At 39.9% G+C, this 15,231-nt stretch carries 17 protein-coding genes; 13 read left to right on the plus strand and 4 right to left on the minus strand.

The genetic code is table 11. The features are described from left to right. Positions 1 to 17: 17 nt before the first annotated feature. Positions 18 to 986, minus strand: a complete 969-nt coding sequence (locus CD039_RS11485; protein ID WP_103372424.1) for a cation diffusion facilitator family transporter — start codon at positions 984 to 986, stop codon at positions 18 to 20. Positions 987 to 997: 11 nt separating this feature from the next. Continuing rightward, the gene (locus tag CD039_RS11490; RefSeq protein WP_103372425.1) at positions 998 to 1,303 is read right to left on the minus strand and encodes an ArsR/SmtB family transcription factor; all 306 of its coding nucleotides are present in this window, start codon (positions 1,301 to 1,303) and stop codon (positions 998 to 1,000) included. Positions 1,304 to 1,455: 152 nt separating this feature from the next. Here CD039_RS11490 and CD039_RS11495 point away from each other — a divergent pair, with 152 nt between their 5' ends. The 7 genes from CD039_RS11495 to CD039_RS11525 all read left to right on the plus strand — a co-directional run bounded on the left by CD039_RS11495 (position 1,456) and on the right by CD039_RS11525 (position 7,679). Beyond that, the gene (locus tag CD039_RS11495) at positions 1,456 to 2,106 is read left to right on the plus strand and encodes an SDR family oxidoreductase (RefSeq protein ID WP_103372426.1); all 651 of its coding nucleotides are present in this window, start codon (positions 1,456 to 1,458) and stop codon (positions 2,104 to 2,106) included. Between the two features lie 551 nt (positions 2,107 to 2,657). Beyond that, positions 2,658 to 3,593, plus strand: a complete 936-nt coding sequence (locus CD039_RS11500) for a type I phosphomannose isomerase catalytic subunit (RefSeq protein WP_103372427.1) — start codon at positions 2,658 to 2,660, stop codon at positions 3,591 to 3,593. Between the two features lie 19 nt (positions 3,594 to 3,612). Beyond that, positions 3,613 to 3,846 (plus strand): hypothetical protein, encoded by a 234-nt coding sequence (locus CD039_RS11505; RefSeq protein WP_002471655.1) that lies wholly within the window; start codon positions 3,613 to 3,615, stop codon positions 3,844 to 3,846. A gap of 59 nt (positions 3,847 to 3,905) precedes the next feature. Then, positions 3,906 to 4,886, plus strand: a complete 981-nt coding sequence (locus CD039_RS11510; protein WP_103372428.1) for a YeiH family protein — start codon at positions 3,906 to 3,908, stop codon at positions 4,884 to 4,886. A 220-nt stretch (positions 4,887 to 5,106) separates the two neighbouring features. After that, a complete protein-coding gene (locus CD039_RS11515; RefSeq protein ID WP_103372429.1) occupies positions 5,107 to 6,480 on the plus strand; it encodes an EVE domain-containing protein in 1,374 nt (457 codons plus the stop codon). A 142-nt stretch (positions 6,481 to 6,622) separates the two neighbouring features. Next, entirely contained in the window at positions 6,623 to 7,027 is a 405-nt protein-coding gene (locus CD039_RS11520) for a thiol-disulfide oxidoreductase DCC family protein (protein ID WP_103372430.1), read from the plus strand. Positions 7,028 to 7,229: 202 nt separating this feature from the next. Beyond that, on the plus strand, positions 7,230 to 7,679 hold the full coding sequence (locus CD039_RS11525) for a Dps family protein (RefSeq protein ID WP_002471606.1): 450 nt from the start codon (positions 7,230 to 7,232) through the stop codon (positions 7,677 to 7,679). A gap of 105 nt (positions 7,680 to 7,784) precedes the next feature. Here the strand turns inward: CD039_RS11525 and deoD are convergent, their stop codons facing one another. Then, positions 7,785 to 8,495, minus strand: coding sequence for a purine-nucleoside phosphorylase (deoD, locus tag CD039_RS11530; protein WP_103372431.1), 711 nt, complete (start codon positions 8,493 to 8,495; stop codon positions 7,785 to 7,787). Between the two features lie 288 nt (positions 8,496 to 8,783). Between deoD and deoC the strand changes: the two genes are divergently transcribed. The 3 genes from deoC to CD039_RS11545 all read left to right on the plus strand — a co-directional run bounded on the left by deoC (position 8,784) and on the right by CD039_RS11545 (position 11,052). Then, entirely contained in the window at positions 8,784 to 9,431 is a 648-nt protein-coding gene (gene deoC, locus CD039_RS11535; RefSeq protein ID WP_103372432.1) for a deoxyribose-phosphate aldolase, read from the plus strand. Positions 9,432 to 9,514: 83 nt separating this feature from the next. After that, entirely contained in the window at positions 9,515 to 10,702 is a 1,188-nt protein-coding gene (deoB, locus tag CD039_RS11540; RefSeq protein WP_103372433.1) for a phosphopentomutase, read from the plus strand. Then, a complete protein-coding gene (locus CD039_RS11545; RefSeq protein ID WP_103372434.1) occupies positions 10,699 to 11,052 on the plus strand; it encodes a DoxX family protein in 354 nt (117 codons plus the stop codon). The genes deoB and CD039_RS11545 overlap by 4 nt, the downstream gene beginning before the upstream one ends. 140 nt (positions 11,053 to 11,192) lie before the next feature. Here the strand turns inward: CD039_RS11545 and CD039_RS11550 are convergent, their stop codons facing one another. After that, positions 11,193 to 11,663, minus strand: coding sequence for an S-ribosylhomocysteine lyase (locus CD039_RS11550; RefSeq protein WP_103372435.1), 471 nt, complete (start codon positions 11,661 to 11,663; stop codon positions 11,193 to 11,195). 270 nt (positions 11,664 to 11,933) lie between these two features. Between CD039_RS11550 and CD039_RS11555 the strand changes: the two genes are divergently transcribed. The 3 genes from CD039_RS11555 (at position 11,934) to CD039_RS11565 (ending at position 15,168) form a co-directional block, all read left to right on the plus strand. Next, the gene (locus CD039_RS11555; RefSeq protein WP_103372436.1) at positions 11,934 to 13,121 is read left to right on the plus strand and encodes a M20 family metallopeptidase; all 1,188 of its coding nucleotides are present in this window, start codon (positions 11,934 to 11,936) and stop codon (positions 13,119 to 13,121) included. After that, complete coding sequence (gene ldmS / locus CD039_RS11560) at positions 13,118 to 14,314, plus strand: L-aspartate--L-methionine ligase LdmS (protein WP_103372437.1); 1,197 nt, start codon at positions 13,118 to 13,120, stop codon at positions 14,312 to 14,314. The genes CD039_RS11555 and ldmS overlap by 4 nt, the downstream gene beginning before the upstream one ends. 188 nt (positions 14,315 to 14,502) lie before the next feature. Then, a complete protein-coding gene (locus CD039_RS11565; RefSeq protein ID WP_103372438.1) occupies positions 14,503 to 15,168 on the plus strand; it encodes a DUF2750 domain-containing protein in 666 nt (221 codons plus the stop codon). Positions 15,169 to 15,231: the final 63 nt, after the last annotated feature.

Here is a 15,231-nt window from a genome sequence, read left to right on the forward strand (position 1 = left end):
TTACCCACAGTTTCTATTTAAGCGTGTGAATGCGCATGGTGATGTTCATCATGATGGAGTGTTGAACAGAATACTGCATCTTCGTGATCATGATTGGCCGTCTCTAATTGAATTGTCACGTGCTGAATATTTAAGTGATTCAACTTGTGTTCTACACGTTTCAAGACCGCTTCAGTTTCAACCATCGTAAGCGACGGTGAGACGACAGCATGGCAACTCAGCGCATTCATATCATTAGAAATCGTCCAAATATGGCAATCGTGCACATTGTCAATTTCAGGTTCTTCAGTAATTGCTTCAATAATCGTATTTAAATCAACGTTCTCAGGTGTACCTTCCATTAAGATGTTGAGAGAAGATTTGAGTACGCCCCAAGCGCCTTTCAAGATAATCAATGACATGAGAATGCTGACGATAGGATCGGCTAAATTCCAACCAAACAACCAAATCAGCACAGCTGCGATGAGCGCACCGATTGAGCCGAGCAAGTCACCGATGACGTGCAAGAAAGCGCCGCGCATATTCAAGTTATGCTCTGTATCACTTCCGGCAAACATCATGACAGCGATAATCACATTGATAATTAAACCGATCGTACTGATGATAAACATTTGTGTGGACTGCACTTCGGCTGGCTGCATAAAGCGTTGAATCGCTTCGATAATGATAAAGATACTAATGACGAAGAGCAACGCACCGTTAAAGAGCGCAGCAAGAATTTCAAAGCGTTTGTAACCGAACGTTTTGTTAACGGTAGGATGTTTTTCCGCATAGATAAAAGCGATGAGCGCCACGCCTAACGAAATCGCATCGCTCAGCATATGCACACCATCTGATAGTAATGCCAAACTATTAGCAATGATACCGCCAATAATTTCTACAATCATAAAGGTAAAAATAAGAATAAAACTAATGAGCAGCACTTTCTTGTTGTTCGTATGAACATGACTGTGCGCATGTGAATGGTCGTGTGTGTGTTCAGACATAATTGAGCCTCCTAATGATGTGTCGCATGATTGAGTGCTTGTTCTAACAGTTGTGTCACATGTTGGTCATCGAGCTGATAAATCTTAGATTGACCTTGTCTCTGCGCATGAACCAGATGCGCTTGTTTCAATAACCGAAGTTGATGAGAGACGTTAGATTGACTTAAATTTAACGTGTGTGAAATGTGGCCGACACTGCAGGGATGTTGAATTAATAAATGTAAGATTCTTACACGAGTGCCGTCACTGAGCGCTTTAAATATTTCAGTCACGCGTTCAAGTGTATGGCGTTCGATATCTTGCGTTTGATTATCCATATGTATTAACTCCTATTTTAATATATGAACATATATTCATATATTAAAATATTCTTCGTGCTGAGTCAAACTTTGGACAAGAGGGTAGCGACTTGTTACGGTAAGCTATACTCAAATACTTAATGAACAAGACAAGATAGGAGGCCGAACAGATGAGTATTTTAGTGATTGGTGCCAATGGAGGCGTAGGTAGCAAGCTTGTAGATCAATTAACTCAAGATGGTGAAGATTTCACTGCAGGTGTGCGTTCTGAAGATCAGCAGAAGCAATTAGAGGAACGCGGTATTAAAGCGCAACTCATTGATGTAGATAAAGATGACATTGATACGTTGAAAGAGAAAGTGAAAGGATTCGACAAAGTGATCTTCTCTGTAGGTTCAGGTGGTAACACAGGCGCTGATAAGACAATCATCGTTGATCTTGATGGTGCAGTGAAGACGATAGAAGCGAGCAAGATTGCGGGTGTACAACGCTTTATCATGGTTTCAACGTATGACTCTCGTCGTGAAGCGTTTGACGCAAGCGGTGATTTGAAACCTTATACGATTGCGAAACACTATGCGGACGAATATCTTAAGCAATCAGGCTTAACGTATACGATCGTACATCCAGGTCTGCTCTTAGATCAATCTGGTAGTGGTAAAATTGACGTAGGTGCCTTCTTTGAAGGTAATGGCGCAATTCCCCGTGAAGATGTCGCGACAGTGCTGAAAGAAGTTGCACATGAAGACGGTGAAGATAATCAAGAGTTCCAAATTGTTCAAGGTTCCACAGATATTAAGCAAGCGATTGCTCAAATATAATGTGGAGAAACGTGTGCATAAGTGACGTGACGGTGAAGGGTTAAGATGCTCGTCGCTTCATTAAGTGATCTAGTTAATATTGATGTAATTAAATATCGTATAAAACAACCCCAGTCGTAATTGACGACTGGGGTTTTCGCAAATTTTCAAGTCAATAAGTTGCGCTTCAATCAACTTATTGCTTTATCATATCTATTACCTTATATGCTTAAATCATGACCGGAAGTCTCTAATAACTTCCTAATTCAATTATAATGCCTATCTTAAAATGAAAACAAGGCTTGATTTAGTGCAATTATTTACTTTTAACTACAAAAAGCAACAAACTGTAGTGAAAGTATTAAGAATTTGTGACGTTTGCGACTTGAGCTGTGGTCTATACTGAACTCAATTACCGCGTAGCCCGCATGTTGTGATACAATCAAGGTAAGTGTTCGTTAAGATATTAATAAAAGTAAGGTTTCAAATATATATTGACGACAATTTATTGAATATACATATAAAGCTATAGAGAGATAGAGTGTAGCGAATACTAAGACGGAGGTGCAGTAATGCCGTTATTCTTAAAACCAGTGTTGAAAGACAAAGTCTGGGGTGGGAAGAAGTTAACGACATTCGGTTACGATTTGCCTAGTGACACAGTGGGTGAGGCATGGACGATCTCTGCACATCAAAGTGGGCGGTGTGAGATTACGACAGGTCGATTCTCAGGTTGCACACTGGATGAGGTGTGGGATTCACATCGAGAATTGTTTGGAGACTTTCCAAGCCATGAATTTCCACTCATGACGAAGTTGATTGACGCACAGGGGCCTTTATCCATCCATGTTCATCCCGATGACGCCTACGCGTATGAGAACGAAGATGGGCAATATGGGAAGTCTGAGTGTTGGTACATCGTTGAAGCGGAACCAGGAGCCGAGATTATCTACGGTTTCAAAGATGAGGAAGCGCCAGATAATCTCACGCGTCTACAGCAGCAAGACTATGATGGGCTTTTCAATAAAGTTGAAGTACAAGCAGGCGATTTCTATTATGTTCCAGCTGGTATGGTGCACTCAATCGGCGCTGGCGTGCTCGTGTATGAGACGATGCAGTCCTCAGATGTGTCTTATCGTCTTTATGATTATGGTCGAGAATATGATAAGAATCATCGTGGTTTAAACAAGACCCAAGCGTTTGAAGTGTTAGAAACACCTGATATTGAAAATGTTTCGACGACAGATGTTGAGTATCGAGAGAATCACAAACGGACACAACTGGTGTCTAATGATTTCTTTACCATGGTGAAATGGGAAATATCAGGTACATTGAATTATATGAAACCGCGTGAATTTGTATTAGTTTCAGTTATCGATGGCCAAGGTGAAGTGATTACTGATGGAGAAATCTTTGCTATTGAAAAAGGTTCCAACTTTATACTCACATCCCACGATTTAGATACAGTATTCGAAGGTGACTTTGAACTCATCATTAGTTATTTATAATATAAGGAGCGTATGGACGATGCAGAAGTTTATTTATATCGCACTGATTTGTGGTGTCATCACAGGCGCAGGTATATTTCTTCAACTTCCAATCTTTCCAGTGTTATTTGTGCCGATAGTATTAAATATTCTCGGAATTATTTGTGTTGCAGTAACGCTGCGTGACAAAGAGGTTAATGGCTTGCTGAAACTCGGAGGATTACTCATCAACATTATGCCGTTATTTGGTGCATTTTCAATGATGCATCAATGAGGTTCTTATTCGCCCTTTAGTCATCACGAACTTAGAAGATTTACAGAAAAGGTGATAACATGAATCGTTTGAAAGGATTAATTCTGACGATTAGCATCGCAATTATAGCGACCATACTTGGCACTTGGCTACCCATTATTGGTAGCGCAATATTTGCTATCGTCATCGGTATGGTGATCGGTAACATCTGGCGTGTTCCTGACACGTTCCAACCCGGAATTCAATTTAGCAGTAAGAAAGTGCTTCACTACAGCATTATTGTGCTCGGCTTTACGCTCAGCTTTCAATCGATTGGTAGTGTAGGCTGGAAATCTCTACCTATTATCTTTATTACATTGATTGTGGCGTTTTTAATCGTTTATTTATTGCTAAAGTTATTACATATTGATGAGAACATTGGCATACTCATCGGCGTAGGGACATCGATTTGTGGCGGCTCGGCGATTGCTGCGACGAGCCCTGTTATCCGTGCTAAAGAAAGTGAAGTTGCATTTTCGATTTCTACGGTGTTTCTGTTCAATTTGATTGCTGTATTCATCTTTCCACCTATGGGACATCTCTTTCACATGAGTCAGACGGCCTTTGGTTACTTTAGTGGTACAGCAATTAACGATACTTCAAGTGTGATTGCTGCGTCCTCAATTTACGGTCACCAAGCACTTCAAACAGGTGCGATCGTCAAACTTACACGTACACTCATGATTATTCCAGTGGTATTATTCTTCGCAGTGAGAACCATGAATAAGATGAAATCGAAGGACGCCAACGTATCGATTGTGAAGATCTTTCCATGGTTTATCGTTGGATTTATTCTCGCTTCACTCATCAGTACAGTATTTAACTTTTCTCCAGCGGTCATTCATGTTTTTCAAAAGATTTCTCTGTTCTTTATCAGTATTGCGATGGCGGGTATCGGTCTAGGTGTTGATTTTAAACAGTTTAAAGAAGCAGGATTTAAACCCATTCTACTCGGGCTCATCACATGGTTCGTAGTTATCGTTTCAAGTTTAGTGACGATGTGGTTCACGCATTTATTGTAAAGGTAGACAGCGTCTAACGTTGAGAGAGTGTAGGAGATTTTAACACATCACATATGAAGAGCTCTGTATATTACGTTTATGCTGAGATTCCCATTCATTTAATAACACTTATTTTACATGCGAGTACATAGAGATGATTTCAGAATCTCTTGTACTCGTTACATTTTAAACTTATAATAGACAAGATAGTATAAACTTAGAGAAGCAAGGAGTATTCTACATGGCTGAGGAAACAAATTACTTTTGGTTGAATTGTGGGTATAATCGTTGGGATCATCACGAACCTCTTGTCGGGCAGACTACGTTATTTGAATCAGGAGCCCATTTTAATCCTTCACAAGGCTTTAGAGCTTTTAAAAATGCGCAAGTAGGAGACCAAGTTATCTTCTATCAAGTGCAAATGGATACAGGTCTTCTAGGTCACGGGGAGATTGTCAGTGTGCAAACCGGCGCGCAGAATAAGATACGCGTACACTTCGAGTTGAAAGAAGAGTTAAAACCGCTCACATCTGACTATTTGAAACGAAGTGAACAACTTGAATTTAGAATGCGTAATATGAAAGAAACTCTGTTTAATCAAATTACACAAGAAGAATTTGAATTAATCGTGAGCTTAGGTCGTGGAGAAACGAAGATTCCTCGTTATTTCTTCCTTTCAGAAACACAAGACTTTGAACCTGGTGAACAATACACGGTTTACACGCATACATACAACGGTATTAAGCGTAATGGATACCACCACTATACGCAGCTTGAAGTTGGAGATCAACTCGTCTTCTTTAATAAGAATGCGAATCAATCTGTCATCGGTTTAGGTGAGGTGTCGCATCATTTACATGAGAAACCACCGATTCCTGGTCGCACGAATAGCTCGGCCATCGAAGTTTATTTCGAACGCACCATTAATCCAGTGACGTTGACGACACTGAACAAACATCCGAAATTGAAGAATTTATATTTTTTACAGGAAAATGCGAAACAAGCGATTGCAAGTTTATCTCAAACGCAATATGAAGCGATCCTCGAGATGAGCGAAAATAATGGTTTGAAACCGCAGTTTGAGAAAGTAGAGAAAACACACGTGTTAGACTCAGAAGATGATGATATTAAGCCGTTCATCTTGCTCGCGGTGAATCGGTATAAACAAGGTTTAGAGGCAGCGCAAGAGTTGTTGCAGAAGACGAATGCCAATCCTGTGATTACGACAGGTCATCCTGATTTCACTGAGGATATGCTATATGGTAAATATTTACCTAATGAGAATGGTGCGCTTTATTATCGAGAGGGCTTTATCACGCAGAATATGCCACGTAAAGATAAAAGTTATCTTGTTATAGATAATTTCAACCGAATTGATCCAGATGTCTTTCAAATGTATTTAAATGTCCTTGATGGTTATGAAATCACGCTGCCTCGTTATAACAAAGAAGGCAAGATGATCAAGTGGTCTCGTAAAAAAGACTCATTCTACCACTTCAATCCGAATTGGCACATCATAGGCATCACCTATGATGATTTAGCAACGATTAAAGCGAAATATAGTCCTCAATTCTTGAAATATACACGCATTGTCCGTGTGAATGAGGACAACTAATCTTGAACATGAGAACTTGAGTTACTTTAATGAGTAGCTTAAGTTCTCTTTTTCTACTTAAGCGTGGAATAGCTCTAATGATTTAAGTGAGACTAAAAAGGATATATTATGAGTAAGAACGAATTTGAATGGAGTGAACTTCATGCCTATTATTTATTACGACGGTACGTGTGTTTATTGTTATAATTATGCGATTTGGCTCATTCAACATGGTTTATCTCCGCGTTATGAATTTGTGCAGTTACAAAGCGATGCAGGTAAAAAACTTAAAAATGATTATCCTGAATCTCAAAAATATGATTCTGTAATCGTACAACATGGCGACCACTTACAATATAAATCAGATGCGATTCTATCACTTATTGCAACTTTACCTAAATATAAGTGGATGGCTTATTTACTGAAATTAGTTCCAAGTGTGATACGTGATGCAGCTTATGACTTTTTCGCTCAAAACCGTAAAATTATGTGGAAAACGCATTGGCATCGACCGAACGACTATGAAAAATCATTTTTTATTGATAAGCAAGAGCATGCAGAAGACTAAGCGTATTATCAATTAAATTTTAATTTTCTCAATTAATATTAAGGTTGTTATAGTAGTTTAGAGGTTTTATAAGCTATGATAAAGGCATTTTTAAAATATTTAGCTAGATGAGCTTTAGTGTTGAAGATTAAAGTGATTATGATATAATAACTATTAAAGATAAGGCGTTTTAGTCGACGTCTAACTTAAAGGAGAGATTATCATGGCTAATAATAATGAAGATGTAGTACGCGTATTGAATCAACAGGTTGCTAATTGGACAGTTGCATTTACTAAATTACACAATTTCCACTGGTATGTGAAAGGGCCTAACTTCTTTGCTCTACACACTAAATTTGAAGAATTATATGATGAAGCGAGTCAATTTATTGACGATTTAGCTGAACGTATTTTAGCTATCGGAGGAAATCCTGTAGCAACATTACGAGAAAGCTTAGACATTTCAATCATCGATGAAGCAGGTAAATATTACAAAGCTGAAGAAATGGTTGCTGAACTCTCTAAAGACTTCACAAATGTTTCTAAACAATTAGAAGAAGCGATTGAAGTTGCAGGTAAAGCAGAAGATGACGTAACTGAAGATATGTTTATCGGTATGCAAACAGATATTGATAAACACAACTGGATGTTGAAATCTTATTTAGGTGAATAAGAGCATAGTAACAATTTGACTCTTACCTTATATTAATAGCTGATAACGTTAAAAAGCCTAGATGCCACACGCTTAATTTAAAGCGTTGCATCTAGGCTTTCGTATTTATTCAGCTGTTTCTAAAGCAATTTCCATCATTTGTGTGAAGGCATTTTGACGTTCTTCAGCTGTTGTCGCTTCGTCTCTAAAAATGTGATCACTTACGGTGAAGATACCTAAAGCCTTTTTACCAGCAAAGGTTGCATTTAAGTAAAGGGCAGCAGATTCCATTTCAATACCGAGAATGCCCATGCGTTTCCACTGCGTATTAAACGTTTCATCAGCGTTGTAGAAAGTGTCAGATGAGAGCACGTTCCCTACATGCGTTGTAGCGCCTAACGCATCAGCGTGACGTTGTGCTTCAGTGATGAGATGGAAATCAGCGATAGGTGAGTAATGGCCTGGAATGTTGAACTGGTCTACATAACTTGAGTTTGTAGAAGCGGCTTGGGCGATGATGATGTCATACAGATTGATGTCATCTTGTAACGCGCCACATGAACCTACACGAATAATCGTGTCAACATCAAAGAAATTGTAGAGTTCGTATGAATAAATACCAATACTTGGCATGCCCATGCCAGAACCCATTACTGAGATTTGTTTCCCTTTATATGTTCCTGTATAGCCGAACATGTTGCGCACTTCGTTAAACTGTTGCACGTCTTCTAAATAGTTATCAGCGATATATTTCGCACGGAGTGGATCCCCTGGCATGAGAACGGTCTTAGCGATAGGTACGCCATTAGGTTGAATATGCGGTGTAGCTTGAGTCATGTTCCATTGCTCCTTCATTTTTTCTTCTTTCTTAAGATAACATTGGTTTATTATTTTGGCGAATTTTTGTAGTATAAAAATGGAAATTATTTTAACAGAGTTTGAATGTTTGAAGTTTTGAAAGTGCGTTGTGTTTTAAATATAGAAAGGTCGATTACATAAAGATTAAAATTGTAAATACGATTTCCCATATAAGTGCTTATTTTTATTCGTAGAACGACCTCTCAACGTCTTTTAACATACTCAACATTAAACTCATATTACCCATAACTGAAGGAGGGCATCGTTGTGTCATATGCGAAGTATATTGACCACACATTATTAAAACCAGATGCGACGACTCAACAAATCGATCAACTCATCAATGAAGCGAAAGCATATCAATTTAAATCTATTTGTATCCATCCAGGACATGTACGTCATGCAGCAGAGAAGTTAGGCGACAGTGACGTGTTAATTTGTACCGTGATTGGTTTCCCGCTTGGCGCAACTTCTACTGAAACTAAGGTGTTCGAAACTGAAGATGCGATTAAAAATGGTGCGCAAGAAATAGATATGGTGCTCAATATTGGAGCACTGAAAGAACAAGACTATGAACGTGTAGAAGCAGATATCTCTGCCGTCGTTCAAGCCGCAAATCATAAGACAGTGAAAGTGATTATTGAAACGTGCTTATTAACGGATGAGGAGAAAGTGAAAGCATGTGAATTGAGTCAATCTGCAGGTGCTGACTTTGTGAAGACATCTACTGGTTTCACAGGTGGCGGTGCAACGACACATGATGTTCAATTGATGAAAGAAACTGTAGGCCAAGCGATGGAAGTGAAAGCGTCAGGTGGAATTCGAACAGCTGATGACTTCCTACAAATGCTTGAAGCAGGTGCGACGCGTGTCGGCGCAAGTGCAGGCGTAGCGATCATTGACGCTTTAGAATAATGATGTCACGCATGCGTGATGATTGTCGATGATTTCATAGATGATTTAGAATAAGTGTAGAGAAGAAATGGAGCTGAAACATAATGGTTAAGCCATTTAAACGAATTCATCTTATCGTGATGGATTCCGTAGGTATTGGAGAAGGCCCAGATGCAGCCGCATTTAACGACGAGGGGACACATACGTTAAGACACACGCTTGAAGATAGCGGTGTGACATTACCGAATCTCGCTCAACTCGGGTTAGGTAATATTGACTCATTGCCAGGCGTTCCTTCTACCGAAACACCACAAGCATGGTATACCAAGCTGAGTGAAGCATCAATTGGTAAAGATACGATGACAGGGCACTGGGAAATAATGGGTCTCAATATTATGCAGCCGTTCAAAGTTTATCCTGAGGGCTTTCCGCAGAAGCTCATTGACGAGATTGAGCGTGTATCAGGACGTAAAGTTGTGGCGAATCGTCCAGCATCAGGCACACAAATTATTGAAGAGTGGGGCGAGCATCAACTTGAGACAGGCGATTTAATCGTCTATACGTCAGCTGACCCTGTATTGCAAATCGCTGCGCACGAAGAGGTCATTCCACTCGACGAACTCTATGATATTTGTGAACAAGTTCGCGAAATCACGAAGGATCCTGAGTATCTCGTAGGCCGTGTGATTGCGCGTCCATATGTTGGTGAACCAGGGCATTTTACTCGCACAGCACACCGTCATGATTATGCATTGAAGCCCTTTGGTAAGACAGTAATGAATACGTTGCAAGAAGCGGATTATGACGTAATTGCTTTAGGTAAAATCAATGACATTTATGATGGTGAAGGTGTGACGCAGGCGATACGTACCGCTGATAATATGGATGGTGTAGATCGTCTCGTTCAGACCTTACAGCAAGATTTCGAAGGTTTGAGTTTCCTCAACTTAGTGGACTTTGATGCGAAATTTGGTCACCGTCGTGATAAAGCAGGATATGCGCAAGCGTTGAAAGACTTTGATGATCGCATACCAGAAATTCTCGAGCACATGGACGAGGATGATTTACTGATTATTACAGCTGACCACGGTAATGATCCAACCGCAGAAGGCACAGACCATACGCGTGAGTATGTTCCTGTCTTGATGTATAGTCCGCAAGTCGATTATTGCTATGAGCTTTCGCTCGATGCTACGTTCAGCTCAATCGGTATGACCATCGCAGACAACTTTGGAGTTGATCTGCCTGAGTATGGTAAAAGCTATTTAAAAGAAATGGGGGTTCACAGATGAAACAATTCATCCGAATCTTATTAGGTATCGGTTTCGTAGGAATCGGTATCTTACACTTTGTGAAAGAACGTCAATTTAGAAATATCGTGCCACATTACTTGCCATTACGTAAGACAGCTGTCTTAGTGACTGGTGTATTCGAAATTCTCTTCGGTATCATCATGACGATCAAACGTCCAAGTGAATTCTGGAAGAAGAGTATCAATGCTTTCTTAATTGCTGTCTTCCCGGCTAATATTTATATGGCACGTAAGAAATTGCCTCTAGGTGACAAGCAATTACCAACATGGGTACTTTATGCTAGATTACCAATGCAATTTATTTTAATGCGTATGATTAGCAAATTGTAAAATATGTGAAGGTTAGGCGACAGAATTAGAAGTATGCAAGATCAGAAAAATTAATGCTCTGTTGCCTTAATTCGTCGCACACATAGAAATGCCATTCGATGAACGCGAAGTGCGTAACATCGAATGGCATTTTTTAAATATTATTGAGCTGAACTATAGATTTCGTTCCATTCATTACGTTTATCTAAGAAAGCTTGTGCGATTTCTTTCGCTCCTTCTAAGGAGTGGCTTGCTGCCCAACCGCATTGAACTTCGTTGCAAGCAGGCACTTCTTCAGCATTTAAGACGTCGTTAAGTGTATCTTCGAGAATTTGTAAGACATCATCATAATCTTGATGATTAATGAATGATACGTAGAAACCTGTTTGGCAACCCATTGGACTAATGTCTACAACTTTGTCGCTATGATTACGAATATTCTCAGCCATCAAGTGTTCTAAAGAGTGAAGGCCTGGCATTTCCATATGTTCTTTGTTCGGTTGTTTAAAGCGAATGTCGTATTTATAAATGGTATCTCCATTCTGACCTTCCATCTTACCAGCTAAGCGAACGAAAGGCGCAACCACTTTAGTATGGTCGAGATTGAAACTTTCAACGTTCATTTTTGGCATACTATTTCCTCCTACTACTAGATTCTTCATTATTGTAACAACACTCCCAGCCTTTTACAATGAACGTCATGCGTGATATGGCGGGTGAAGCAAATTACATAAATGTACGAGGTAAAGTTAATGACAAATGACACGTATTCCGCTAAAATAAATAGCAATCTACTCTTAGGCATTAACAGAGAGTAGGACATGATTTTTATATAATAATTTCAGAAAATTAGGTATATTAAATACAATTTAACAGATGCACATGCGGGAGGCAACGCAAACATGACGGGGATTAAACAACAACTATTAGACTATATCGACAACCATCAATACGAGTACTTAACCATTAGCCATCAGATTCATCAACGGCCTGAGTTGGGAAACGAAGAAATCTTTGCTTCACGAACACTTATCGATCAACTCACGCAACATGACTTTGAGGTAAAGAAAGGGATTGCAGGCCATGGCACAGGGTTTATCGCCAGATACGAAAGTGAGCGACCAGGACCGACGATCGGATACTTGGCAGAATATGATGCCTTGCCAGGTTTAGGTCATGCATGTGGGCACAATATCATCGGAACAGCAAGTGTGCTCGCAGGTATCGCGTTGAAACAAGTGATTGATCAACTCGGCGGTACAGTGATTGTCTTAGGTTGTCCGGCTGAAGAAGGTGGAGAGAATGGTAGCGCGAAAGCATCCTACGTGAAAGAAGGGGTCATCGACGAACTCGATGTGGCGTTAATGATCCATCCTGGTAACGAGACGTACCGTACGATTGATACGTTAGCCGTGGATGTACTCGATATTAAGTTCTATGGTAAAAGTGCGCACGCATCAGAGAAAGCTTACGAGGCACGAAATGCATTGGATGCCATGATTGCTTACTTTAATGGAGTTGCGCAACTACGCCAACATATTGAACAAGATCAGCGAGTGCACGGGGTCATACTAGATGGCGGACAAGCTGCAAATATTATTCCAGATTACACACATGCAAGATTCTACACCCGTGCATTAACACGCAAAGCTTTAAATCACTTAACCGAGCGAGTAGGAGAGATTGCACGTGGCGCTGCGATTCAAACTGGGTGTGATTACGAATTTGAACCGATTCAAAATGGAGTGAATGAGTTTGTGAAAGCACCTTTACTAGATGACTTGTTTGAACATTATGCACGTGAAATGGGTGAAGAAGTCAGTGACGAAGATTTCGGTTACGGTTCGACTGACACTGGTAACGTAAGTCACATTGTTCCTACAATTCATCCTCATATTAAAATTGGTTCGCGTAATCTCGTCGGACACACGCATCGCTTTCGTGAGGCAGCGATTAGCGCGCATGGAGATCAAGCTCTATTGAGAGGTGCTAAGATTATTGCATTGATGGGAATGAACTTAATAGAAGATCCACAATTGTTAGAAGCCATTCGCACAGAGTATCAACATATAAAGGGGACGACTAAATGACAGAAAGTAAGGGGATTAAGCCAAAGTTAACTTTGAGTGATTTGTACGCGGAAGATGTCGTATATTCTGCGAGGCCTTCCTACATTTCAAATCCTTGGTTAGAACCCGAGGAACATCAATCTAACTTTTTAACTGGGAGAGAATTACTAATTTCAAATGAATTGCCGGTTATCGTGCATGAAGCGTGTGTAACGGAGAAATTGGAACATCTATTTCAACTCGTGGACATGCCGAAGCCGTCGCACGTCTTGCCTTTTAACAGTAAGGAAAGTTATGAAGACTTGTTGCGAGAACTTGCGCATGAACAAGGAAAGAAGATTTACTTTCAGTACGTGCATGATGACGATATATTAGAGGCGTCATATTATGCGTTGGATAAAACGACGTTCGTCGCGTTAAATAATAAAGCGAAGATTCCTGAGTGGACGACGGGGCGGTACTTACCTAAACGTGCTGTCGTAGAAGTAGATCAATTGAAGGAGGAAGTTCGACAGTGGAACTTTCCCTATGTATTGAAACCAGGCGATGATTTACCTACTGCTGGCGGTTACGGCGTAATTATCGTCTACAATGAACAAGAATTAGCAGAGGCATTACAGCGTATCGAAGCGGCTCAAGAACAAACGGACCATATGATTATTGAAGAGAAGGTCGAAGCTGTAGCGAATTACTGTGTGCAATTTGCGTGTAAGAAAGATGGCCCGATTCAATATTTAGGTAGTGCACAACAGCTGACGAACGATTACGGTTTTTATAATGGTAATGAAAATGTGGCTGAAGTGCCGGAACAAGTAATTGAAGCAGGACGTCGGATTATGGAAGTCGGTGTAAGCAAGGGATTTCATGGTGTGGCTGGATTTGATTTGCTCGTAGATGAGCAAGGGGAAGTCTACGCAATTGACTTGAATTTCAGACAGAATGGTTCGACAGATATGTTGCTACTTGAGCCTTTATTAACGCAGGGTTATCATAAGTTCTTTAGTTATGTTGCGAAAAAGGATAATGCGCATTTTTATGAGACGATTGTTAAATATGTAAAGAAGGGTGTGCTATATCCCTTGTCATATTATGATGGCGAGTGGTTTACAGATGAATTTGTGGGTTCGCGCTTTGGTTGTATTTGGCATGGTCGTAATAAAGAAGAAGTTGAAGAGCTAGAGACTCAGTTTCTTAAAGAGTTAGAACGAGTTTAGAGATTGTGCAAATTGACCGGTAGAGTGTATGGCGCGTAAGAAAATAGGGCTGACTGAAAGTACATCTACCCCGTGTGCCTGCAACTTGATAAGGAAAGCGTTTGCTAATCCACTTGTTTGACTCGAAAATTAATCTAATTTATATTTTATATGAGTGACATTTATAGTATTAGAAACGAGGGAATTCTATGTCATACAGAAACTATTCTTTTTATGAAGACATATTAGTGAATGAAATATTTTTTATTGCAACACATGACAAAAAGTTAGTGAAACATGAAGTATTAGGTAAGAATGTAGTATGCATGTGGACGCAGAAAAAAGATGCAGAAGCATTTTTAAAGAAAGAAGATATTAATTACGACAAGATTCATCAAATGGATATTGACCGCTTCGTTACTTATGAACTAGATGAGGTCTTTGACAAAGGCGATGAAATTCTTATCAACCCAACAGGCCCTAGTGAAGGGGAACTCGTTGATGTCGTAGCTGTAACTAATGAATTGATGTCTGACTTAGACAACATTCGCCTCAAAGAGTTCGTTAAAGTTGTAGCGAAAGAAGACGCGGTTTATGGTTTATCTCAAAAAGGTCAACAACAGTTTATGATGATCAGTGACAATGAGAATGAGAAACCTAACATTATGCCAGTGTGGAGTGATAAAGCGAGAGCGCAAGCCGTTCGCGATCAAGACTTTGAAGAATGCGAACTCATCGAAGTAGAAGGTGAAGTCTTTGGAGAATGGTTAGACGAATTGCGCGATGATGACAATGCAGTTGCCATCGATTTGAAGACTGGCGTCGTAGGCACAGTTGTTTCTGCACAAAAAGTTTCAAATGAATTAACATTCTAAAGTATATATAATGCCCCGAGCAAGAATGAAGAGCTTGAAGAGGCGACACATCGTTAAACGTGT

This window comes from Staphylococcus argensis (assembly GCF_002902305.1).
In the GTDB taxonomy this organism is placed as follows: Bacteria; Bacillota; Bacilli; order Staphylococcales; family Staphylococcaceae; genus Staphylococcus; species Staphylococcus argensis.